The sequence below is a fragment of the Paenibacillus selenitireducens genome (assembly GCF_002021565.1).
In the GTDB taxonomy this organism is placed as follows: Bacteria; Bacillota; Bacilli; order Paenibacillales; family Paenibacillaceae; genus Paenibacillus_K; species Paenibacillus_K selenitireducens.
In genome coordinates this window covers 171899-193781 of the sequence record NZ_MSZX01000009.1, presented here as the reverse complement: position 1 = coordinate 193781, position 21883 = coordinate 171899, and the positions used below count along the sequence as shown (strand labels likewise).

The following is a 21883-nucleotide window of genomic DNA, read 5'->3' as shown; positions in this document are numbered from 1 at the left end:
AGCAGCACCTTTCTTCTTTATCAATCCTTGTGGCAACAATTGGTGATTTGGTAATGTACATTATATCTCAAGATTTTCAGAAGGGAAATTCGCTGAGATAAAGATGGTCAAAGATACAATCATCTCGTGGAGCACTTGCATACAATACCCTGTACCACAAAATCTCTTTAGCAAGGAGGATGAACATGGGAGAAGAATTTAGAGGTGGTCTATTTACGAGCACTGGTACAATCCTAGTACTATTTATCCTATTGGTAATCGTTAGCCGCGCATTCATCTAATATTCATGGATCCTTCAAGTAAAAGAGGACTGTAGGCGATGTTCTTCAAGAACAATGTCTACAGTTTTTTTGCATAAAAATACCTCACATTCCATCCATGAATGTAAGGCAAACCATTAATTTATCTTTTGCGTCGTTTCGTTATTTTTTTTCTGCCTCGTGCTCTTTTCGATGCAAGGCTGCTCACGGTTACTTGCGGTGCCATCAACGCGTTTAGCATTTTAAATGTAGGCTGCATGTTCAGATATAAGCCATACATTTGCTGGATATTACCCAGCATGTGCATTAGACCTTCCATGCCGCCGATCCTTTGAAAGGCTGATAGAGGAGGCATCGTCGCTTCTGCAAGTACGTCCTGAGTCTCCTGAGGCTGATTGCTCAGTTCTCTCTCTGGTTGTAAAAGATTTTGCTTGATTCGCACGTTCTTCTTCACAACAATCACATTCCTTTGCTCCATAATCATATGCATGAAATGAAATCAAGTTAGGATAAGATATGCGAACTTGTCATCATGGGTATAGTTGCTTAACTATTTATCCGTAAATTTGGACGATTTACCTATCAACTCCGATTTTTTTGATGACATTACTCCATTAATCCGAGGTGTTCGTACACCTGATAGGAGATGACCCCATCCTGTGGCAGATGATGATCACGTTGAAACTTTTTGACGGCAATGGTCGTATCGGACAGAAATTTCCCATTGCACATGCCATGGAAGTACCCGCCGCTTTTCAGGCGTGATTGAACTAATTGTACGTCGCCCCCGACATCATCTTCGGCTAGCTCTCTCGGGTCATGCAAGTGATCTCCCAAAATATGGCCGTAAATGGTGACCTTGGTGCCGACAGGAATCATGTCATATAATTCCATAACATCTTTGTTGCGCATGCGAATGCATCCATGGCTCAGATGTTGACCAATAGAATGGGGTTTGTTCGTTCCATGAATTCCGTAATTCCCCCAAGGAACATTTAAACCTAACCACCGAGGACCGAATGAAGGCCCCCAGTCTTTACCTTTAAAGATGATCTGATATTCTCCTACAGGCGTAGGAGTAGACGGATTCCCAACCGCGACGTTATATGTCTTGATTTTCTGACCCTGCGCAAGGACAATGAGCTGATAAAACTGGGGATATATTTCAATGGAATAAAAGCTGGAATCTGCTGCGATTGGTAACGAAGGGTCAGCATATATAGGTGGGTTATCGAAGCAAATGGGTGAATTCAAGATCATTAGAAACGCGGCTGCGATCTTCACACGAAGCCCTAAATACGAATAAATCCGTTTCATATTCATCTCCAAGGAATTAAAGTGATGGAAATAGTGTATCCCTATTGATCGAAGTCATACGATTTGTATGATTTGCTAACGGGGTATTTTACGTTACACTAATATTTGCACTATTAGCTAATCGAGAAGGAGAACCATGAATTGCATTTATTAGTGAGAGAAAATAGCTTTTATCAAGAAATGGCCGTGTACGAGGCAAATGAGTTATACGGTGAGACGGGGAAATTCCGATTCCTGCAGTTTTCCAATCATGCAATACAAGGCGCAATCGACTTGAAAAACCCGGAGCGCATCGTGCTTGAATATCCAAGAGCGATCATGCACCTTATGGAATGCAATGATCCCGATTTTGAACGCGTGTTCATGATTGGCCACGGTATTGGTACGATTGCGGGACATTATGAGGACAGATTCTTCACGGTTGCGGAAATCGATGAGAAGATTGTGGAATTAAGCAGGACATTTTTTCATTATCGTCAGGATAATGTCGTCATCGGGGATGGTCGTCAAGTTCTAGAGTGCCAGAATTTACAGGGATATGATTATATTGTATTAGACGCTTTTACACGAGAGGGGACCCCCTATCAATTTACGACAACCGAGTTCTTCCAAATGACGCGGGAGAAACTTACTGCCGAAGGGGCACTCATCATGAATTTAATGGGGAAAGCCAAGAATGACAGACTCGTCTATGCCATACATACGACGGTTCGCGAAACTTATGCCCATTGCCGAGCCTTCACAATGTCTAGCGAAGCTGATGCTGACATTCGTAATATTATCGTTGTGTGCAGCGATAAAATCATGGATTATGATGCGAAGGGTATGGCTGGGTTTTATGAAATAGAATTAGGGGAAGGACATGTGATCATGGACAAGGTTCGCCCCAATTCTTGAATCGGATCCTTCAACTGTCCAGTCTTGTTGAATGTTGAATAACATTTTCATGACAGGGCATATTATCTCAGGTCTACAATGGAAGCGATGAGGTGAAGGTGTTTGATCCGTACAAGTATGCTAACCGTTCTGTTCCTGTTCCTATTCTCGGCTGTACCAGCTGCCATACTTCCCGCTGAGGCCGCACATATGCAGCCCTACCATTTCGGGTTCAAGAAGAGTAAGGAACATCAACCCGCTTCCATCAATGAAGAGGGCTTTAAGGACATCCTCATGAAGCATGAGGCCATCTTTTTAGGGGATACGACGAAAAAAGAACTTTATTTGACGTTTGATAATGGGTACGAAAATGGATTTACGGTGAAAATCTTAGATGTGCTGAAACAACATCAGGTACCTGCCATCTTCTTTATCACAGGGCATTATGTCAAGCAAGAACCCGAGCTCGTGAAAAGAATGGTTGCAGAAGGGCATCTGATCGGGAATCATTCCTGGAGTCATCCAGATATGAGTCAAATTTCGAATACACAGTTAAAGACGGAATTAGATAAGGTGCAGGCAGAAGTTACGCAATTGACGAATCAGAAGCACATGACCTATTTGCGTCCGCCGCGCGGCATTTTTAACGATCGAATTCTAGGAGAAAGCAGAGCACTCGGTTATACAAGCGTATTCTGGTCGATTGCTTATAAAGATTGGGATACCGCATCACAACGTGGTTGGAAATATGCATATGACCAGGTGATGAAACAAATTCATCCAGGTGCCGTGATTTTACTTCATTCGGTATCCAAGGATAACGCGGAAGCGTTAGCCAGCATGATTACGACAGCGAAAGAACAAGGTTATGAGTTCAAGAGCTTGGAACACCTTGAGAAGAAGACCTATTGAATCCTCGAGCATTACGTAATATATGAAGCGAATCCGTACAGAAGCCATCCTTTTATGAAGGGTGGCTTTGATTATTTGTCACAAAGAAAACGCACCGTGGATGATGAATATCGGGCAATTGTTACATAACTAGTCCCATAATGAAAGAAAATCGGTTATAATAACTTGTAAAGCTAAAAAAGAAAGTGGGAACAGTCAGCATGGGTCGTAAATGGAACAATATTAAAGAAAAAAAAGCATCAAAAGATGGAAACACGAGTCGAATTTACGCAAAGTTCGGGGTTGAGATTTACGTAGCAGCCAAAAAGGGCGAACCTGATCCGGAATCGAATCGTGCATTAAAAGTTGTACTTGAGCGTGCCAAAACATACAATGTACCAAAAGCTATTATTGATCGTGCATTAGATAAAGCAAAAGGCAGTGCAGAAGAGAACTATGACGAACTTCGTTATGAAGGTTTCGGACCGAACGGTTCCATGGTGATCGTGGACACGCTTACGAATAACGTTAACCGTACAGCATCGGCAGTACGCTCTGCCTTCAATAAGAGCGGCGGGAACATGGGTGTTAACGGATCTGTATCCTATATGTTTGATGAAACGGCAGTTATCGGTCTCGAAGGGAAATCCGTAGACGACGTCATCGAATTATTACTTGAAGCGGATGTGGACGTGCGTGACGTCATTGAAGAAGATGACTCTGTATTGGTATATGCGGATCCGGATCAATTCCATGCGGTTCAAGAAGCTTTCAAGCAAGCTGGAATTACGGAATTCACGGTAGCTGAGGTAACGATGCTAGCGCAAAATTACATCTCGATCCCTGTGGAATCGCAGGGACAATTCGAGAAAATGATCGATGCATTAGAAGATTTGGAAGATGTTCAACAAGTATATCACAATGTGGAATTTGAAGATTAATAGGGTAAACTTGTTGCGTGAGAAAAGCCGCGAATCGCGGCTTTTTTTATTTTCATGATGCTATGGGATGCAGGAACGGCTAACCGTTCCCGCCTATAAACCATTGAATGATAAAGATCTTTGTGATCTGGAAAATGATGGTGTAGATTAATCCGATTATGACAAGGAGAACCAACGTTGATATACTAATGGAAAGCCTCTTTTTCATACAAAATCTCCTCCTGAATGATCGCTTACGCGAACGTGCGCGTTCTGGGCTGTTATCCATTACTATACGATGTGATTGTGTCAAAAGTGAGGCGCAGGAAAGCATCTTACAAAACTGTAAGGTAAATGAAATGTTAAGGATTATGAAAAACTCTCCCGAATTACTATACTTTTCATATCACAAACATGAGGGGGAATTTTACGAATGACCGAATTGAACTATGCATTATTTCGTATGATCAATGATTTAGGCAAGCAGTATACATATCTGAACCCTGCATTTGTATTTATTGCAGAATACTTGATATATGCACTTGCATTATCTGTGGCTATTTATTGGTTTACGAATAATCGAACGCATAAAATGATGGTTATATCCGGTATCCTAGCCTTTATCCTGGCAGAAGCCCTGGGCAAAGTAGCAGGCATGCTTCATTATAATGAGCAGCCTTTCGTTGTATTATCTGATGTGAATCAATTGATAGACAAAGCCGTAAATAATTCGTTCCCAAGCGATCACACGATGTTGTTTTTCTCGTTCTGTACCGTATTTTGGCTGTATAAGAGATCATGGGGATGGATTTGGATGGTCATCGCAATCCTCGTTGGCATATCGCGGATTTGGGTAGGCGTTCATTATCCTGCCGATGTGGCAGTAGGGATCTTCATAAGTATCTTCACGGCCGTGGCTACCTATTGGATGGTACCCAAGTCCAGATTGATTCAACAATTCATTGCAATGTATGAGAAAGTCGAGCAAAAAGTAATCCATGCCAGAAGCTCCAACTGATACGACATCATATGTCGTATCACCTGTTTTATAATCATGATAGGTGTTGAACCAAATGATTGAAATGGGGTTGAAGTACAATGGCAAAACCAAAAAGAGGACGTTCCTTATGGAGACTCCCGTCTCGGGGTCGTGGGACATGTCCAATCTGCAGCAGTACAAGAATTAAATTGCTGTATCCGCGCACAAAATCGAATGGATCCGTTGTTCAAGTCTGTAAGCGGTGTTCCAAAGCAGATCAAATGAAGGTAGAAGCAATTTCGTCTTAACGTCCAACCAAGAACGGTACTTGTCTATGTGATATGGACCAGTACCGTTCTTTTTTACCGAAGGAAGGAGCTGCTTGAACTTGAGTCATATGCATCGAATCCATTGGTTTGATCAACAGGTAAGAGCCGGGACGTATCCGAATAGCAGTCATATGGCGGAACATTTCGAAATTTCGAGACGGCAGGCCCAACGTGACTTGGAGTACATGGAAGTTTCTCTGCATGCTCCGTTATTGTATGTGGCGAAGTATCGAGGGTACTGCTATGAAGATACGACATATGTATTGCCTCATCTCTATATGACGGAAGAAGAGAAGAAGGTATTGAAGTATCTTGCGCACCGATATCGTCAATATAACTATGAGAACCGAGAATCGGCGAATCGGATTGCAAGTTTATTAGATCGATTTACGGATCCGGATGTGCGCGAGATGAATCATCGTATTCCTACATTTGATATGAATCCACGAATCATTCAACTGATCGAGAAATTGTCTTTTGCCATACAAGAATCTCGGATCATGATCATTATGTATAAAGATCACGAGAGGGAGCAACAACTCCGTATATGCCCGTTGAAGCTAATATCTCAATACTATGGAGATGAATTGATAGCTACCTCTGAACATGATCAAGAATATATAAGCTTCCGTGTGGACGGAATCCTGTATGCCCATGTCACAACCGAACGTTTCACGCGTGAGGCTGAACAGGAAGTGAAACCTTGGAACGGGCAGGTCATGACTCGTAAGCCATTCATTGCTAAAGTAGGGTTCATAAGCCCTCTAGAAGGAGACTCATGGCACGGTTATCGGATTCTAGCACAGGATGAGCTGGTTTATGATATCGCTTTCTATGATACAGACTCTTTTCTAATGCACTTATTGATCGCAAAATGGAATGAACTTATCGCGCCGCAATGGCTGAAGCATAAACTGCAGGTGAAATGCCAAGAAACGTTGAATCGACTTCATGTTGTGGAGGAAGATCACGAATGAGCTGCTGCTATTGTGTTCTGCTTAGAGAGATTCGACACGATCGGAAGGAGGTTCCAAATGTCTGTGTTTTTGCAGGATCTCGTCATGAAGCGGGAATCAAAATCCTATACGGATAGCGTATACGCCATTTTAACGGCAGCGAATTTGTTTCAAGGACCTAAATACTTACTCTCAGGACTCACGGGCATGGCGTTTAAGTTTTCCGTACATCAACAGCTTCTCCCTATGTCTGTCTCAGCTTATGGGCAATGGGGGAACGAGCATAAACCTGCGATCGACAATTTAGGCATCTTAACGATATTTGATGCAGGTCGTGTGAGGCATCATACGTTTCCCTATTATCAGCAAGAGGCCGTGAACGCCGTTAAAAGTAGCTTGGATTGTGGAATCGGCGTGGTGTATTGGATACCCGAATTCGGTGTCATTCACGGTTATGATGATGGGGATCGCGTGTTCTATATCCAAGATGGTTGCTCAGAGGAGAGTCAGATTGTTCTTTACGATAATTTTGGGTTGAATTTCACGACCTTCTGGTATTACCAAGTGTTCGGCGATAAGGTAGATATCGCACGTCAGGATATGATTCTGGAATCTCTCAGACTCGCAATTCTAGATTGGGAAACCCCTTTTAGAACATTGCCCAATACGGATATCGCATCCGGCAAACTTGCCTATGTCTATCTTTGCCAAGGATTGAAGCAAGGGTCATTCAATACGCATGGTGCTGTCTATATTCTTGATTCGTACATGACTGCGAGAACGGAGATACGTGATTATTTAGGCGACGCCCAAGGGATATGGACGGAATTGGATGAAGCGTATCAGTTATACGGCCTTTTAGCAGCGATGATACCGAGGATGAATGACTGTATTCGAGCGCATAGGGGAGAGCGACAAGTCGATCTATCACGTGTAGATGAACTGATTGAATTACTGACGCAGGCGGAATTATTAGAGGATCAAGCGATCTCCCATTTCCGACACATCTCTGCACGGTATCCTGATCTCAAGCGAACCACGATTCCAAGGTGGGGATCACATACGCCACGGTAAAGAAGGAGGAGCTCACATGGGAGCAAAGATATTGGATTCTTTATGTCTGACCGATCAAGCGGATTATATTGATGTTATGCACGCCATTCTGAAGCACCGTGGTTGGATGACTTGTTCACGCGCGATGTTATCCGGGATGACGGTATCTTCGTTTCGTTTTACGGTGCATCGACGCTTAACAGCTGAATCTACTACAGCATATAACTGGATGGCTGAACATTTCCTAGCGGCAGATTTTGTTGGCATCACGGCATCACAGGCTGCAGGGTTTCAGTTCGAGCCCACCTTTCCGTTGTATCAGAAGCAAGCCATCAGCGACATCAAACGCTCGATTGATCGAGGCATAGGTGCAGTGATCTGGAAGGATCAATTTGTAATCGTCGTAGGTTACGATGATGAACGCAAACTGCTCTACTATGCAGACGGCACTTCTCCGACGAATGGAACGTTGCCTTATATAGAATGGGGTCGAAACCGTTCCCCGTATTGGTATTATCAAGTATTTGAGGAACGATTGGCGATGGATGAATTAGCGATCTACAGAGAATCGCTGTTACAAGCTATTTACAAATGGGAGACCCATGATTTGATGCTGCCAGAATCGGATTATGCCTGCGGTAGAGCAGGATATGATGCCATGGCGGATGCAATGCATAGCAGTGAATACGATGGTAATGGAGTATGCGAAATAATCCGGTACTATGCCTCAGCTAAGAAAGATATTTACGAATACACAACCGTTCTGCAGAAAATTTGGCCAGAATTGAAATCGGCTGTTGAAGCCTATGATGAGCTTGCGCAGATATTTGAGACAATGGTTGAGATGACTTTGAGTATAGATGCTACCCAAAAGTTTGCTGCTCCGCAGGTAAGAACGATGATTCATCTATTGATGAACGCGAAGCAAAAAGAAGAGACGGCGATTGAACAGATAAAAATACTCGTTCGAGAGACGATAAACAATCGGTTTAACGACATCGGCTTAAGATAACGTGCTTGGAAAAGAAGTTAGTGCTCAGCCATTGCGCACACGCTTGCGATATTGGAGGGGTGAACATCCCCGGTATCGTTTGAATAGCTTGTCAAAATAATGGATTGAGCCAAATCCAGCCTGTTCAGCAATACGTGAAATTGAAAGGTCTGTCTGGTTCAGCATGATTTCAGCTTGGCCAATCCGATACAATTGTACGTATTCGTTGAATGTTCTGCCAACCGTATGTTTGAACACGCGGCAAAAATGATATTCGCTCATGCCTGCGATCATGGCTGCTTGCCCCAATGTTACTTGCTCCTGGTAGTGTCCTTCGACGAATGATATCGCATCCTTCAGTCGCTCCATCTTCAAGCGGTCTGCCTCTTGTTTTCGTTGATTGGGCTGCGTCGAACAACCATAGAATCGATACAGTTTCGTTAGCAATATATGTAGATAAGATTTCACAGCCGACTCATATCCTGGCTCATGATGGATGAACTCTTCGATAATTGAAATTACGATTGGAGTTAATGTTTCATAATTCTCATGTTCCGGTTGGATAAGCGTTGGCAGGGACAGCTTGCCGGTCAATAATGCGCCGTATTCAACACTGTTAAAGTCAGAACGAACGAGGCTGTATCGATCGAGCAAGATTGTATAATATTGCGGTGGCTCGTCTATGAGATATGCGCCATGAATAACCCCTTCTCCAATCAGGAAAAGATCCCCGGATGTCCCGATATATGAAGTTCCCCCGATATGAAATTCAGCGCTTCCTTGAATCATATAAATGATCTCCAAACACTTCTCATGCCAGTGTGGCTGAAAAATGGTCGTTCCCGAACATTCGGGAACAAATAAATTGAAAGGATATCTGTCGCCTAGCATGTTCATATATTGATTCGAACCGATTGTCATCCAACGCATCTCCTCCTTCATTGCGCAAGAATGTGCAAATAATGCGCAAGAATAGCTGTATTTTTCATCCCGATTGTACCTTAAGATGGAAGGGAAAGAAAGGAGCAGATGATGATGAGGAAGGATCAGCTTTGTATTGAACAGTTTGAGGGTGAGTATTGGTGGGGCGGAGACATCGATGAAGGGGTATGTATGCCTTTTGGAGAAACCAAGCATCAGAGGGATTTAATCATCAACGGGAGTGGGAATCAAGCAGTCCCTTTTCTCGTATCCAATAAAGGGCGCTATATCTGGTCGGACGAGCCCATCCGTTTTGAATTTACCAATAATAGTCTGATGGTAGGATGTGAACGGGGAAGTATACAACTCCATGAAGGTTACGGTAATTTGCGTGGAGCGTTTCGCGCTGCTGCACAAACTTATTTTCAATCATCTGGAACGATACCAGACCCTAATTTCTTCAGGGTACCTCAATATAATCTATGGATTGAGCTTCAATATGAACCCACACAAGCCAAAACACTGTTATATGCCGAACAGGTACTCGCGAACGGCATGCCGCCAGGCATCATCATGATTGATGACAATTGGATGGAGGACTATGGAGTGTGGAAGTTCCGGTCGGATCGATTTCCTACCCCGAAAGCCATGGTGGATACCTTGCATGAGATGGGATTTCAAGTCATGCTCTGGACATGTCCATTCGTAAGCCCGGATAATGCGGCGAATTTCCGCTATCTCGAGCGACAAGGCTATTTGCTCAAAGATGAACGCGGCGAAACAGCGATTCGCAGATGGTGGAATGGATACAGTGCCGTTCTGGATTGCACGAATGAAGCTGCCGTGGCTTGGTATGAAGGTGAATTGCACCAATTAATGAAGGATTATGGCATCGACGGATTTAAATTCGATGCAGGGGATCCGCAATTTTATCGTGAATCCGATCAAAGTGCTGTTCCGCTACATCCGAATGCCCATTGCGAGGCTTGGACGCGCATCGGACTTCGTTACGCCCTGAATGAGTACAGGGCATGTTGGAAATCAGCCGGTCTGCCTTTGGTTCAACGTCTCGGAGATAAGAATCATAGCTGGGATGCAGCGGGCTTAGCGTCGCTTATCCCGAACTCATTGGCACAAGGTCTGGCAGGATATGCCTTCACATGTCCGGATATGATTGGCGGGGGACAGATCGGCGATGTTGAGAATAACCCAAGCTTTAGGCTTGATCAAGAATTATTCGTACGCTATGCACAATGTTCCGCGCTGCTGCCGATGATGCAATTCTCGACGGCGCCTTGGCGTGTTCTCGATTCAGATCACTTATCTTATTGTGTAGAGGCTGCAAAATTACATGAATCATTCGGTGAGGAGATCTTAAAGCTTGCATTTCACGCAGCTCAGACAGGAGAACCGATCATTCGGCACATGTCCTACGTGTTCCCGGAAGGGAATTACGAACAGATCAAGACACAATTTATGTTAGGCGATCACATTCTTGTTGCGCCAGTCTTGGAGAAAGGTGCCCGCAGTCGCGAGATCACATTTCCGGTTGGCACATGGCAGGGAGATGACGGGCGCACAATAATGGGACCGTGTGTTCAAGAAGTCGATGCGCCATTATCTCGGTTGCCTTGGTACCGATGGATCTCCACGTTATGAATCCGCTTATTTAGCGGATTTTTTTTGAGCTCAAAAATCGAAATAAGACTTGATGAAATAATCCTGCGCCGCGCGAAGGAAGGCACTGATTAACTAAAAGGCATTTTCATCGACGGTTAAAATTGCACAATAGGTGATGAATTCGCGGCTTCCAGAAAAAATGCTGGAGCTTCAGTTGTTCTCAGCCCTTGATAGGCTTTGGCTGGCATGTAGGCTTGCAAGATGGGAAGACATTCACCCAAGTCGTTTTTTCGGTTGCCTATAACCGGATCGGATAACAAATCAAATCCAAAATCAGAATACAGCTTGATGGCACGGTAGCTGGACGGCTGAGTATGCAGAAACACCAGGTACTCACCAGAGGATAGATCCCGCATTACAATAGACAGCAGCGCTCTGCCAATTCCGGATCCTTCATAATCTTTTAATACTTTAAACCAGTGAATGGTCGTGATTCGATCATAGGCTTTCCACGCGAAGCAGGTTGCGACAGGCCGGTTTTGTTGATCGCAGACAAATAGGCATTTTTGATAAAATAGATCACTCTGTTCGGCATACACATCATTAAAATATTGTGTTATGAAATCATGATATTGCTCTGCTTCGGATGGGTTATCAAAAGGGAAGTTCTTCCAAATATTTAATTCACTCTCTGTGCAGCTTCTTACCTGATAACCGGATGGCAGCTCACGGAATGCTTGTTGAATGACTGTTGTACACATCATAAATATGTTTTTATCAGGTATTTGCTCTTTCATTGTACACCTCCATTTAACTAAATGCGTTCAATATACAGATAAAGGAAGCCATCGGTTTTTGTCGAATCAATAGAGATAGAAGTTAGATTTCGTAGATTGCCATATGACAGATATGCATGAAAGAGGAGTGTTCAGGTATGGAGATTCAACTTGTTCCAGTATTAAAAGAGAATAGAGACATCTTATATCGGTTGTACCAACTATATCAGCATGATTTCAGTCTTTATACGGATTTCGATGTCAATGATCGAGGGGAATTCAGCGTGAGTATAGAGCATTATTGGCAAGATCCACGATGGAACCCGTTCATCATTTATCATACCGGCCAAATGATAGGATTTCTCGTTGTCCTATTTGAAAACTATGATGTGGATCCGGACCCGACTCATGTCATCTATGATTTTATGGTTCTTAGAAAGTATAGAAGAAAAGGATTAGGCAAACAAGCAGCCATGAAGGCGTTCGATCTGTATTCAGCCAAATGGGCAACTGCGCAAATGGAGGATAATGAACCTGCTATATCTTTTTGGAGACAAGTAATAGAGGAATATACATCGGGTAATTATCATGAAAATTACCGAGCGGATCGAGGGAAATACATCCAGACGTTCAGCAACAAAAAGGAATAATCCTGTAAGGGGATCTAAAGATTTAATGGAGCGGGAGGGGAAAAATGTGAATGAAATAGTCATCCAATCCGTCAACCGATTCAATTGGGAACGGGTGCTAGAGATCAAGCTATCACCAGAGCAAACGGCATATGTGCCTACGGTCATGGAAGGTCTCGCCTATGCTTATATCAAGCCATGGGACGAGGCATTGGATCCGTATGTTTTGTGTGTTGGTGATCAAGTCATTGGTTTCTTTTACTTATCCTACACACCTGGGAGCAAAGATAACTATTGGATGGGCGGATTTCAAATGGATATCGCTTTTCAAGGGAAAGGGTATGGCAAGAAAGCACTTCATCAAATCATCGAATTTATTCTAGGGGAACATCCTAACGCAGAGATACTATCCTTAACGGTCGAGAAAACGAATCAGGTTGCCATACAACTGTATGAAAAGCTAGGATTCATCAGTAAGAATTATGAAAATCTTGAAGGCGAGATGATCTATTCCAAAAGAATTCGATATTGAGATCAGAGTTGGTGCCATAATGAATCAAGTACAAGCATTAGTCGAGGAATTGATCCAAAACCTTCAATAAATAAGCAAGGGGATATTTATGAACATAAATGTACGATGGGCAAATGAGACGGATGCTGAAAACCTTATGCTGCTTAATCAAGAGTTTAATGGCGTTGGCCTTTCAATAAGTGACGTTCTTACAAGTATACGCCAGTCAAAAGAACTGATTGCACTCGCTATTTTAGATGAAGAACCTGTAGGATTCGCATGCGCTCAATGGTTCAACTCGTTCTGTTATCCGCATGGTCAAGGTGAAATCACCGAGATGTATATTCAAGAAAAAGCTCGGAGAAAAGGGTTAGCTACGCAGTTAATTGATTTTCTAGAGCAAGAGTTTCGGTGCCGTGGCGTAAAAAGTGTCAACATTCTCACAGGCAGAGATAACGTACAAGCGCATAAGACATATACACGATCGAATTATATGAAAAAGGACGAAGTCGTCTTTCAAAAGAAGTTATGAACAGAATTGTTGCATTGACGAATTGGCAATATTTTCATTGGAGAAAGTGAAGTGGAATATGATGTACAATGAACAAGAGAAATCCATCATGAAAGTGATTGTTGAGAAGTACCCCGTACAACTGGACAGCATCCGAAAGATTACGAACGAAATGTACCAATTGACTGGCGACCAGCATGAATATTTTGCGCGAATCACCAATTATAGATCATTCGAAGAACAGCTTGAAGAGATAAAGTTATTGAGTTATTTGTCAGCGCATGGGGTTGGAGTTCCCTCCGTCGTTCCTTCTAAAGGTGGGAAGATGGTCGAAAAAGCGGAATTCCCCACAGAGCAATATATCGTACTTTTTCGGAAAGCAAATGGAATCCATCTGCCTCGTTCCCGTTGGGATTGTGATGTCTTTTTGGAGTTAGGTAGGGAAATTGGGAAATTGCATCGGTTTACTTCAGCGTATGAATGCCACAACAAAGTCGACTATCTTATCGATTGGCATGAAAGTGAAGAGTATTCATTTCTGAAATATATTCCTGAAGAGGAAACGACCATACGAGAAATATCCCGTAAGATTCTTTCGGAAATTCATCAAATACCGAAAAATCGGGATAACTATGGGCTGCTTCACGGAGATATATGGTTAGAAAATGTATTAGTCACAGATTCATCCGATATCACCATCATTGACTTTCAAGATTGTGAGAAGCATTTCTATATCTATGATTTAGTTGTACCTATTTATTCGGCACTTGAATTTTCTTATGCGGGCAACGGTAATATCAAGGAATACGGTCAATCCATTGCAAAATCTATGTTTAAGGGGTATTTAGAAGAGAATCGTTTACCCGTCGAAATGATAGAGAAGCTGCCATTGTTTTTTAAACTCAAAGAACTTTTCGAATATAATCTAATGCATATGTACTGGAATATGGAGAGTTTAGCTGAAGAACAGGTCAGGATTCTAAATCATTATCGTATCCGGTTGGAGAGTAACTACCCCGTTATTTCATTGGACCCTCGTGATTTAATGAATTTGGATGGAGTGAAGTAATTCTAGAAGAAAGGGTAAGTTGATATGAACAAAACGGACCGGTTGCTAGCCATCGTGCTTGAGCTGCAGCGTAAAGGGAATTTAAGAGCGGAGGATCTTGCAGCAAAATTCGAAACAAGCGTTCGAACCATATATAGAGATATTCAAGCGTTAAGCGAAGCAGGGGTTCCGATCGTAGGCGCACCGGGCGTGGGCTATTGTTTAATGGAAGGTTATTTTTTACCGCCAGTTAGTTTTACTGTTGAGGAAGCAGTTACGTTATTGATTGGCGCAGATTTTATCGAACAACAATTTGATACCGAATATGGAACCCATGCGCGTACTTCCCAAGAAAAAATCGAAACGATACTTCCGGCACACGTACGTAACCGCGCATCCCAGATTCGCAGCAGCATCCGTTTGCTTAATCATCGTGGATGTAGTCATCAGGAACATGAAAAGGAATCTATAGAAACGATACGACAAGCGATTCTAGCGGAGCGCAAGATCAAGTTCCATTATACGAAAAACATACCTGAAGCCGACGGAAATCGTCAAAGTGTCCGTGTAGTCGCGCCCTATGGACTTGTACTTGATCATGGAAATTGGGCCCTCCTTGCCCATTGTGATTTGAGACAAGAACTCCGTCATTTCCGCGTCTCACGAATAAGCGGGCTCAAGGTTCAAGAAGAAACATTTCAGTTTCCTCCTAATTTCAATTTTCAGAACTACAAGCCGGTGGATGATCGAACCCGATATGTACGAATACTCGCTCAACCTCGGATTGCGGATCAAATGAAGGAAGCTAATAACTTTTTCATGGAAAATGTGGAAGTTCATGAGGATGGTCTCCATGTGAATTTACGCGTTCGGCAGTATGAAGAAATCGTACCATGGTTATTGAGTTGGGGATCGAATGTCACGGTGCTGGAACCTGAATCTTTACGTACTCTCATTCGTGATGAAGCCGAAAAAATGTTAAAACGCTACTGACATACAGGTGTCAGTAGCGTTTTTGTATAGTGAGACTATATTACTTGAGAGGAGCAATATTGACCATGAATACGAACGAAACTTTGCAGCAATTTAAAGAAACGGTGAACCATTATCTTCAAGAATTAAATAACTTTACGTTGGAGGAACTGAAACACCAGCCTAATGAAAACGAATGGTCGCTGGGTCAAATGTATCTGCACTTAATTAATTCTGCGCTCTACATGCAACTTCGGAATATCGATGATTGTATGTCGACAACTGCAGTTACACCCGTGCCTACAGAAGGTAAATCAAAGGATGCTATAGCTGTGTTTGAACTTGGCAGCTTCCCGCCGATACGAATTCAAGTCCCGCCATCCCCTGAGTATACCCCTCAACAACCTGAAAGTAGAGAGCAGCTTATTCAAGGGTTGAAACATGTCGTATCTCGAATGGAAGAAATAGAACCGAGGCTTGCAGAAGCACCGCTTCAGAATACAGTTGCTCATCCGCGCTTTGGTCCTTTAAATGCACTCGAATGGTTTAAGCTCACTGAAATGCATTATCGTCATCATCTGCTTCAGCTAGAACGATTGAAGGCAATAAGCCGCGCATAGCGCGGTTTTTTTGTGTTCGTAATTAACGCGTTATTGACCCTGCATCGAAAAAAGTGCATGATATGATTAACGGCATGAATTATTTTACATATTTGGGCATCTATAAATAGATAGGAGAAGTGAAATGATGACGATTTCCGGCGATAAAATAATTTTGACAGCGATTACAATGGATGATCTGGATTTTATTAGCGGCATCGAATGTGATCAACAACTTTGGTATTATGAAGAATCCGTACAATCTGATGTACTGGCCGTGCGTGAGAGATATGCAGAGAAAATCAAAAGTACCGACGAACCTACAAGCTATTATTATATCGTAACCAGAACCAATGATTCGAGTAAACGGCCGATCGGATTTGCAAAAATTCGGAGCTATATTTTCAGCAGGAAAAGCTGGGAAATAGGTTATTGCATTCTGCCTGAATTCGGGGGAAAAGAATATGGGACGGAAGCGGGCAAGCTGTTATTACAATTTGCCTTTGAGCAATTAGAAGCACACAAAGTCGTGGGGATGTGCAACGCTAAAAATTCACGTTCAGCAGGTATATTGGAACATATCGGAATGACGCGAGAAGCTATTTTTAAAGAAGAGCTGTTCTGGCACGACGAATGGACGGATCAATACTATTATTCCATTCTAGACAAAGAGTACAAGTGAGAGGGATTCAGAGAAAATCAAAAACATGGAATGAAATAGATAGATTATAGCATTTCACAAAAGGAGAGCCACATGAAAGATCCAAGAGTCGAACAACTCGCCAAAAATCTCATTCAATATTCCGTGAAGCTGCAACAAGGAGAGAAGCTATTAATCGAGGTTGACGGATTGGAGACGCCATTAGCCAAAGAATTGATCAAGCAAGCTTATGCCGTAGGCGGACTTCCTTTTCTACTCATTAATAATCATGAATTACTCAGAGAAATAATAATCGGTTGTACGGAAGAACAGTTAGAAGTGATGGCATCCTACGACTTAAATCGAGTCAACGATATGCAAGCCTATATCCTCATACGAGCAGGGGAGAATATGAGTGAATTAAGCGGCGTCTCACCTGAGAAAATGGGGCTGTATCGCAAGCATTACGCACAAAAAATCAATGGAACACGGTATCATCATACAAAATGGTGTATTCTTCGTTATCCTAACCATGCGATGGCGCAGCAAGCGAATATGTCGACAGAAGACATGGAAGATTTATATTTCAATGTATGCAATCTTGATTATGCCAAAATGGATCGAGCGATGAATCATCTCGTCGCGTTCATGGATCAGACGGATAAAGTTAGGTTAACCGGTCCAGGAACGGAACTGACATTTTCGATCAAGGATATGCCTTCAATTAAAGATGCAGGGATTATGAATCTTCCGGACGGTGAAGTGTACACGATGCCGGTTAAGGAGTCTGTTAATGGATACATATCTTTTAATACCCCTTCCTTAAAAGAAGGCTTTACGTATGAGAACATTCGATTTGAAGTGAAAGAGGGTCGAATCGTACAAGCTACGGCCAATGATACAGAAAGAATAAACCGCTTATTGGACACGGATCAGGGTTCTCGGTTTTTTGGTGAATTTGGCATCGGACTCAACCCGTATATTGATAAACCGATGAAAGATACGTTATTTGATGAGAAAATTTGGGGCAGTTATCACTTTACTCCAGGGTGTGTGCCTGTAGGATCTCCAGGCAATGAGAACTGGTCCGAATTACATTGGGATATTGTCAATATTCAACGGCCGGATTACGGTGGTGGAGAGATTTGGTTTGATGATGTTTTGATCCGTAAAGATGGTCTATTCGTGCCAGAAGCATTACAAGCCTTGAACCCTGAGAACTTAAAGTAAAATCAACATCTCGTATTAACCTTGAAGAAAAGGAAAGGTGATGTTATCATTCAACACCCAAATGAAAGAGCGAAATCTTCTTATACGATGACGTTGGATAGCGTTTCATTTCAACTTCAAGAACACCATGATTTTGACTGGTTACGCGCACAAGGCCAAGTATTCTGCGTATTTGATCAACAAGATTCGGGTAATATTTGTTTTGGCGTCATCAAAGGGGGTCAGCGAAGGTTCGTGAAATATGCAGGCGCGATGCCGGTAGATTTTTCAGGGAATCCGAAAGATGCTGTCCAGCGATTATCTCAGGCCATCCCCTTGTACACAGCACTGGAACATGATCATCTCATCAAGCTAATAGATCACTTCCAAGTGAATAGCGGTTATGTTGCCATATTTGAGTGGTTTGAAGGAGAGTGTCTTCATTCACACTGGTCATATCCGCCTCCAGCTAAATACGAGCACCCCGATTCACCGTTTTATCGGTTCAGACATTTGCCTCTCGAGCAACGATTAGACTCCTTGGATGTTATATTCTCATTTCATGAATCGATGGAGGCGCAAGGATATGTGGCCGTAGATTTCTATGATGGAAGTATCCTTTATGATTTCGCCAATCATAGAACCAAAATCTGTGATATCGATTTTTATAGAAAAGCACCAACATATAATGATATGGGAGAGAACTTCTGGGGGGCAAGACGTTCCAAAGCACCCGAAGAATTTATTCTAGGAGCCCCTATTGATAGTAAGACGAATGTCTACACGATGGGAGCTATTGCTTTTGGACTGTTAGGTGGCGAAATGGATCACTCGATCACAAAGTGGGATGCTGACAAATCCCTGTATGAAGTAGCCTTCCATGCCGTTTGCGAAGACCGAGAACAACGATATCACACCGTCAAAGCATTTAAAGAAGCATGGGATTCAGCGAGGGGTTGAGCTCTTAGAATATGCTGAAACAGCTTGATAAATATACAATATTGCCTATTGTACGACACGGAGGTGAGTGAAATGAATCCTACATTGAATCTACCCATAGATCAGGCAAGCATGACAGAACGGAATTCTATCTTTGAACTGCTTCAACAATGCACTCATCATATGATCGAACAAGGCATTTACCAATGGGATGATGTCTATCCTGCAATCGACGATGTAACCATGGATATTGAATCCTGTACCCTATTTTGCTGTCGGGATCTTGAATACAACATCGCCGGCGTGATTACCTTAAATGATATGCAACCGGATGAATATGCTAACCTTCATTGGAATGATCCGTTGAAGACAAAAGTTCTCACGATTCATCGATTGGCGGTACATCCATTACATCAAGGTCGGGGGATCGCTCAACAACTTATGGCTTTTACCGAAGCATATGCGCGTGAACAGGGTTACACGAGTATTCGATTGGATTGCTTTAGTCAAAATCCGAGAGCCTACAACCTGTATCATCAACTTGGTTATGACCTGCGCGGAGAAGTGATTTTTCCCCATAGTACCATCCCTTTTTATTGTTTTGAGAAAGTTATTATTCCGGAGGAAAAGGTCATTTTTTGACAAGTTCATCGATTTAGCGTAATATCCACTTTGTAATTATAGTGTGTGATAGCATACGGAATAGTACTCGAGGCTCTCTCGTTACAGGGAGAGCTTTTTTGCATTTAACTTCCTAAGAATCCAGTGCTGGAGGTGTGAATTTTGGATACTGCTATGCGTAATCAAGTACTTATCGTTGAAGATGATGATCATATTCGACGGTTTATTTCCATCAATTTATCAAATAATGGATTTAGGGTCCATGAAGCCGCCACCGGAGATTCCGCGATACAGAGCTTCACGGCGAATCAACCTGATGTTGTCATTCTAGACATTATGCTGCCGGATGCCGACGGATTTGAAATCTGCAAGCGATTACGAGACAAGGACCCTGCCGTTATTATTGTCTTCTTAACCGCTCGCGGACAAGATCTGGACAAAATCAAGGGGCTTGAAATCGGAGCCGATGATTATATTGTCAAACCATTTAACCCTTTAGAGCTTGTCGCACGTATACATGCGATACTTCGCCGTACAGATATCGCCTTGAAACCGCAAAAACAAATCCTTCAATCGGGTCCCATTCGAGTGGATATCAATTCGAATAAAGTGTTCAAGCATGACGAGGTGATTGAACTGACGCCAAAAGAATTTCAAATGGTCCGCACCTTTCTTGAACAACCCGATACAGCGTTATCCCGCAACGAATTACTGAATCTGATATGGGGCGAGGACTTTGTCGGGGATCCGAAAACGGTAGACGTTCATGTGCGGAAACTTCGTGAAAAACTTGAAGATGACTGCTCCAAACCGCATTGGATCGAGACGGTATGGGGCTTGGGATACCGTTGGAGGAAGGACGGGTGAAGCCATGGGTATTCAGAAACGATTAGTTGGTAGTTATGTTATCGTTATTTGCCTTACGGTGCTGATTCTTGAAATTTTTCTTATTGTCTCGGTGAGATATTATTATTTTCATAATGTAGAGCGGATCCTGATGAATCAAGCAGAGTTATCCGCTTCTTTTTTTCAGCAATATTTTGCCGATGAGGATCTGGAGAAACAATCAGAACGGTTATTGAAAGGGTTCGCGCACAATTCTGAAGCACAAGTGCAGATTATTAGTCCATCGGGGCGGCTTCTGCAGGATTCTAACGGATTGCAAGGCGACACCTCTATGATGAAATACCAAGATGTACAAGCAGCTATATCAGGCGTCCCTGGGATTTGGAGGGGGAAGGACCCCATAACACGAGAGGCGATATTAGCGGTATCGTACCCTTTAAAATCTAGCAATGAAGAGGTTACTTTAGGTGAGGTTCGATTTGTCACTTCCTTGACGGAAACGGTTCAAACCGTGTATCAAATTACCGTCCTGCTCATTTGCGTCGGGATCCTTGTCATTGCAATCGTCACCGTACTTGGTTTGCTGTTGTCCTGGACGATCACAAGATCTATCAAGGACCTCAAACAAGCAGCAGACCGCATGACAGAAGGAGACTTTAGCATCCGAGTGCGTAAACGTTACCGGGATGAGCTGGGCTCTTTGGCAGATACATTAAATATGATGGCTGCCCGAATATTAAAGAGCGAAGCGCTCAAAAATGATTTTATCTCTTCCGTCTCCCATGAACTGCGAACGCCACTCACGTCGATCAAAGGTTGGGTTATAACTTTAAAATCGAATGGGAAGGACAATATGCATCTGTTACATGAAGGACTGGATATTATTGAATTGGAGAGCGACAGGCTAGCTCAAATGGTTGATGAGTTGTTGGATTTCTCTAAATTGGATAATGGAAGAATTGCCCTCCAGCTTGCTCCTGTCCAACTTCCCGAATTGCTGCATCATATGGGTCGGCAGCTCGGTCCAAGAGCTGAACGCCAAGGCGTTTCACTCGAAATACAAGTCAACGAGAATATTCCTCCCATTCAAGCCGACGAGAACCGCTTAAAGCAAGTATTCATTAATTTGTTGGATAATTCACTCAAATTTACGGCCCCAAAGGGTCGAATCCTTCTTCAGGCATACATGTCTTTGGATCAGGTTGTTATTTGTGTTGAGGACACGGGCTCTGGTATCGCGGAGGAAGAACTCCAACGTGTGCTTCACAAGTTCTATAAAGCAGATCAACATACTTCTGGCAGTGGATTGGGACTAGCCATATCCGATCAAATCATTCAGCTGCATCACGGCGAATTAAAAATAACGAGTCAAGTTGGGAAGGGAACGAAGGTTCATATCTATCTTCCGATCACTGGAAAATGATATTTTAACTATTTCATAACCACTTTACGCTCTATCACCTATAAAA

The 21883-nt window shown here is 42.8% G+C and carries 26 protein-coding genes; 21 read left to right on the top strand and 5 right to left on the bottom strand.

The features are described 5' to 3' along the window. The first annotated feature begins 185 nt into the window (after positions 1-185). A complete protein-coding gene (locus tag BVG16_RS33445; RefSeq protein WP_078501313.1) occupies positions 186-281 on the top strand; it encodes a dihydroorotate dehydrogenase in 96 nt (31 codons plus the stop codon). A gap of 121 nt (positions 282-402) precedes the next feature. On the opposite strand, the gene BVG16_RS21830 is transcribed toward BVG16_RS33445, so the two are convergent. Next, positions 403-723 carry a hypothetical protein gene (locus BVG16_RS21830; protein ID WP_078501312.1) on the bottom strand — a complete coding sequence of 107 codons (321 nt, stop codon included), beginning with the start codon at positions 721-723 and terminating at the stop codon, positions 403-405. 143 nt (positions 724-866) lie between these two features. Then, positions 867-1520, bottom strand: coding sequence for a L,D-transpeptidase family protein (locus BVG16_RS21825; RefSeq protein ID WP_198957522.1), 654 nt, complete (start codon positions 1518-1520; stop codon positions 867-869). A gap of 198 nt (positions 1521-1718) precedes the next feature. Between BVG16_RS21825 and BVG16_RS21820 the strand changes: the two genes are divergently transcribed. The 3 genes from BVG16_RS21820 (at position 1719) to BVG16_RS21810 (ending at position 4285) form a co-directional block, all read left to right on the top strand. Further along, on the top strand, positions 1719-2474 hold the full coding sequence (locus BVG16_RS21820) for a spermidine synthase (RefSeq protein ID WP_078501310.1): 756 nt from the start codon (positions 1719-1721) through the stop codon (positions 2472-2474). Between the two features lie 117 nt (positions 2475-2591). After that, on the top strand, positions 2592-3365 hold the full coding sequence (pdaA, locus tag BVG16_RS21815) for a delta-lactam-biosynthetic de-N-acetylase (RefSeq protein WP_078501452.1): 774 nt from the start codon (positions 2592-2594) through the stop codon (positions 3363-3365). Between the two features lie 200 nt (positions 3366-3565). Further along, the gene (locus BVG16_RS21810) at positions 3566-4285 is read left to right on the top strand and encodes a YebC/PmpR family DNA-binding transcriptional regulator (RefSeq protein ID WP_078501309.1); all 720 of its coding nucleotides are present in this window, start codon (positions 3566-3568) and stop codon (positions 4283-4285) included. A gap of 79 nt (positions 4286-4364) precedes the next feature. Here BVG16_RS21810 and BVG16_RS33765 read toward each other — a convergent pair whose 3' ends face one another. Further along, positions 4365-4493 (bottom strand): hypothetical protein, encoded by a 129-nt coding sequence (locus tag BVG16_RS33765; protein WP_269845611.1) that lies wholly within the window; start codon positions 4491-4493, stop codon positions 4365-4367. Between the two features lie 204 nt (positions 4494-4697). On the opposite strand from BVG16_RS33765, the gene BVG16_RS21805 reads away from it, so the two are divergent. The 4 genes from BVG16_RS21805 (at position 4698) to BVG16_RS21785 (ending at position 8593) form a co-directional block, all read left to right on the top strand. Next, positions 4698-5282, top strand: a complete 585-nt coding sequence (locus BVG16_RS21805) for an undecaprenyl-diphosphatase (RefSeq protein WP_078501308.1) — start codon at positions 4698-4700, stop codon at positions 5280-5282. 358 nt (positions 5283-5640) lie between these two features. Further along, positions 5641-6549 carry a helix-turn-helix transcriptional regulator gene (locus tag BVG16_RS21795; RefSeq protein WP_233147144.1) on the top strand — a complete coding sequence of 303 codons (909 nt, stop codon included), beginning with the start codon at positions 5641-5643 and terminating at the stop codon, positions 6547-6549. Positions 6550-6606: 57 nt separating this feature from the next. After that, positions 6607-7602, top strand: a complete 996-nt coding sequence (locus tag BVG16_RS21790; protein WP_078501305.1) for a hypothetical protein — start codon at positions 6607-6609, stop codon at positions 7600-7602. 16 nt (positions 7603-7618) lie between these two features. Further along, positions 7619-8593 carry a hypothetical protein gene (locus BVG16_RS21785; protein WP_078501304.1) on the top strand — a complete coding sequence of 325 codons (975 nt, stop codon included), beginning with the start codon at positions 7619-7621 and terminating at the stop codon, positions 8591-8593. Positions 8594-8617: 24 nt separating this feature from the next. On the opposite strand, the gene BVG16_RS32505 is transcribed toward BVG16_RS21785, so the two are convergent. Further along, complete coding sequence (locus BVG16_RS32505; protein ID WP_158081751.1) at positions 8618-9502, bottom strand: AraC family transcriptional regulator; 885 nt, start codon at positions 9500-9502, stop codon at positions 8618-8620. 99 nt (positions 9503-9601) lie between these two features. Here BVG16_RS32505 and BVG16_RS21770 point away from each other — a divergent pair, with 99 nt between their 5' ends. Then, positions 9602-11152 carry a glycoside hydrolase family 31 protein gene (locus BVG16_RS21770; protein WP_233147133.1) on the top strand — a complete coding sequence of 517 codons (1551 nt, stop codon included), beginning with the start codon at positions 9602-9604 and terminating at the stop codon, positions 11150-11152. Between the two features lie 116 nt (positions 11153-11268). Here the strand turns inward: BVG16_RS21770 and BVG16_RS21765 are convergent, their stop codons facing one another. Beyond that, entirely contained in the window at positions 11269-11910 is a 642-nt protein-coding gene (locus BVG16_RS21765) for a GNAT family N-acetyltransferase (protein ID WP_078501302.1), read from the bottom strand. A 137-nt stretch (positions 11911-12047) separates the two neighbouring features. Here BVG16_RS21765 and BVG16_RS21760 point away from each other — a divergent pair, with 137 nt between their 5' ends. The 12 genes from BVG16_RS21760 to BVG16_RS21705 all read left to right on the top strand — a co-directional run bounded on the left by BVG16_RS21760 (position 12048) and on the right by BVG16_RS21705 (position 21837). Then, positions 12048-12539 (top strand): GNAT family N-acetyltransferase, encoded by a 492-nt coding sequence (locus tag BVG16_RS21760; protein ID WP_078501301.1) that lies wholly within the window; start codon positions 12048-12050, stop codon positions 12537-12539. Between the two features lie 46 nt (positions 12540-12585). Further along, on the top strand, positions 12586-13050 hold the full coding sequence (locus tag BVG16_RS21755) for a GNAT family N-acetyltransferase (RefSeq protein ID WP_078501450.1): 465 nt from the start codon (positions 12586-12588) through the stop codon (positions 13048-13050). An 88-nt stretch (positions 13051-13138) separates the two neighbouring features. Continuing rightward, positions 13139-13561, top strand: coding sequence for a GNAT family N-acetyltransferase (locus BVG16_RS21750; protein ID WP_078501300.1), 423 nt, complete (start codon positions 13139-13141; stop codon positions 13559-13561). Positions 13562-13622: 61 nt separating this feature from the next. Next, on the top strand, positions 13623-14609 hold the full coding sequence (locus BVG16_RS21745; protein WP_078501299.1) for a phosphotransferase enzyme family protein: 987 nt from the start codon (positions 13623-13625) through the stop codon (positions 14607-14609). Positions 14610-14633: 24 nt separating this feature from the next. Further along, positions 14634-15581 carry a helix-turn-helix transcriptional regulator gene (locus tag BVG16_RS21740; protein WP_078501298.1) on the top strand — a complete coding sequence of 316 codons (948 nt, stop codon included), beginning with the start codon at positions 14634-14636 and terminating at the stop codon, positions 15579-15581. Between the two features lie 65 nt (positions 15582-15646). Continuing rightward, a complete protein-coding gene (locus tag BVG16_RS21735) occupies positions 15647-16180 on the top strand; it encodes a DinB family protein (protein WP_078501297.1) in 534 nt (177 codons plus the stop codon). A gap of 124 nt (positions 16181-16304) precedes the next feature. Continuing rightward, positions 16305-16841: a GNAT family N-acetyltransferase gene (locus BVG16_RS21730; protein ID WP_233147132.1), complete on the top strand. Its 537-nt coding sequence runs from the start codon at positions 16305-16307 to the stop codon at positions 16839-16841. Positions 16842-16913: 72 nt separating this feature from the next. Continuing rightward, positions 16914-18029: an aminopeptidase gene (locus tag BVG16_RS21725; RefSeq protein WP_078501296.1), complete on the top strand. Its 1116-nt coding sequence runs from the start codon at positions 16914-16916 to the stop codon at positions 18027-18029. A gap of 87 nt (positions 18030-18116) precedes the next feature. Next, the gene (locus BVG16_RS21720; RefSeq protein ID WP_078501295.1) at positions 18117-18968 is read left to right on the top strand and encodes a serine/threonine protein kinase; all 852 of its coding nucleotides are present in this window, start codon (positions 18117-18119) and stop codon (positions 18966-18968) included. 72 nt (positions 18969-19040) lie between these two features. Then, positions 19041-19589, top strand: coding sequence for a GNAT family N-acetyltransferase (locus tag BVG16_RS21715; RefSeq protein WP_078501294.1), 549 nt, complete (start codon positions 19041-19043; stop codon positions 19587-19589). 141 nt (positions 19590-19730) lie between these two features. Next, on the top strand, positions 19731-20435 hold the full coding sequence (locus BVG16_RS21710; protein WP_078501293.1) for a response regulator transcription factor: 705 nt from the start codon (positions 19731-19733) through the stop codon (positions 20433-20435). Then, positions 20350-21837, top strand: a complete 1488-nt coding sequence (locus tag BVG16_RS21705; protein WP_233147131.1) for a sensor histidine kinase — start codon at positions 20350-20352, stop codon at positions 21835-21837. Before BVG16_RS21710 ends, BVG16_RS21705 begins: the two co-directional genes overlap by 86 nt. Positions 21838-21883 lie beyond the last annotated feature (46 nt).

Coding starts and splice junctions, on each gene's coding strand:
- BVG16_RS21725 (WP_078501296.1), top strand. CDS start 16,914: ATGAAAGATCCAAGAGTCGAACAACTCGCCAAAAATCTCATTCAATAT.
- BVG16_RS21795 (WP_233147144.1), top strand. CDS start 5,641: ATGCATCGAATCCATTGGTTTGATCAACAGGTAAGAGCCGGGACGTAT.
- BVG16_RS21805 (WP_078501308.1), top strand. CDS start 4,698: ATGACCGAATTGAACTATGCATTATTTCGTATGATCAATGATTTAGGC.
- BVG16_RS21715 (WP_078501294.1), top strand. CDS start 19,041: ATGAATCCTACATTGAATCTACCCATAGATCAGGCAAGCATGACAGAA.
- BVG16_RS21785 (WP_078501304.1), top strand. CDS start 7,619: ATGGGAGCAAAGATATTGGATTCTTTATGTCTGACCGATCAAGCGGAT.
- BVG16_RS21720 (WP_078501295.1), top strand. CDS start 18,117: ATGACGTTGGATAGCGTTTCATTTCAACTTCAAGAACACCATGATTTT.
- BVG16_RS21765 (WP_078501302.1), bottom strand. CDS start 11,910: ATGAAAGAGCAAATACCTGATAAAAACATATTTATGATGTGTACAACA.
- BVG16_RS21825 (WP_198957522.1), bottom strand. CDS start 1,520: ATGATCTTGAATTCACCCATTTGCTTCGATAACCCACCTATATATGCT.
- BVG16_RS33445 (WP_078501313.1), top strand. CDS start 186: ATGGGAGAAGAATTTAGAGGTGGTCTATTTACGAGCACTGGTACAATC.
- BVG16_RS21810 (WP_078501309.1), top strand. CDS start 3,566: ATGGGTCGTAAATGGAACAATATTAAAGAAAAAAAAGCATCAAAAGAT.
- BVG16_RS21770 (WP_233147133.1), top strand. CDS start 9,602: ATGATGATGAGGAAGGATCAGCTTTGTATTGAACAGTTTGAGGGTGAG.
- BVG16_RS21740 (WP_078501298.1), top strand. CDS start 14,634: ATGAACAAAACGGACCGGTTGCTAGCCATCGTGCTTGAGCTGCAGCGT.
- BVG16_RS21750 (WP_078501300.1), top strand. CDS start 13,139: ATGAACATAAATGTACGATGGGCAAATGAGACGGATGCTGAAAACCTT.
- BVG16_RS32505 (WP_158081751.1), bottom strand. CDS start 9,502: ATGCGTTGGATGACAATCGGTTCGAATCAATATATGAACATGCTAGGC.
- pdaA (WP_078501452.1), top strand. CDS start 2,592: ATGCTAACCGTTCTGTTCCTGTTCCTATTCTCGGCTGTACCAGCTGCC.
- BVG16_RS33765 (WP_269845611.1), bottom strand. CDS start 4,493: ATGAAAAAGAGGCTTTCCATTAGTATATCAACGTTGGTTCTCCTTGTC.
- BVG16_RS21760 (WP_078501301.1), top strand. CDS start 12,048: ATGGAGATTCAACTTGTTCCAGTATTAAAAGAGAATAGAGACATCTTA.
- BVG16_RS21745 (WP_078501299.1), top strand. CDS start 13,623: ATGTACAATGAACAAGAGAAATCCATCATGAAAGTGATTGTTGAGAAG.
- BVG16_RS21735 (WP_078501297.1), top strand. CDS start 15,647: ATGAATACGAACGAAACTTTGCAGCAATTTAAAGAAACGGTGAACCAT.
- BVG16_RS21730 (WP_233147132.1), top strand. CDS start 16,305: ATGATGACGATTTCCGGCGATAAAATAATTTTGACAGCGATTACAATG.
- BVG16_RS21790 (WP_078501305.1), top strand. CDS start 6,607: ATGTCTGTGTTTTTGCAGGATCTCGTCATGAAGCGGGAATCAAAATCC.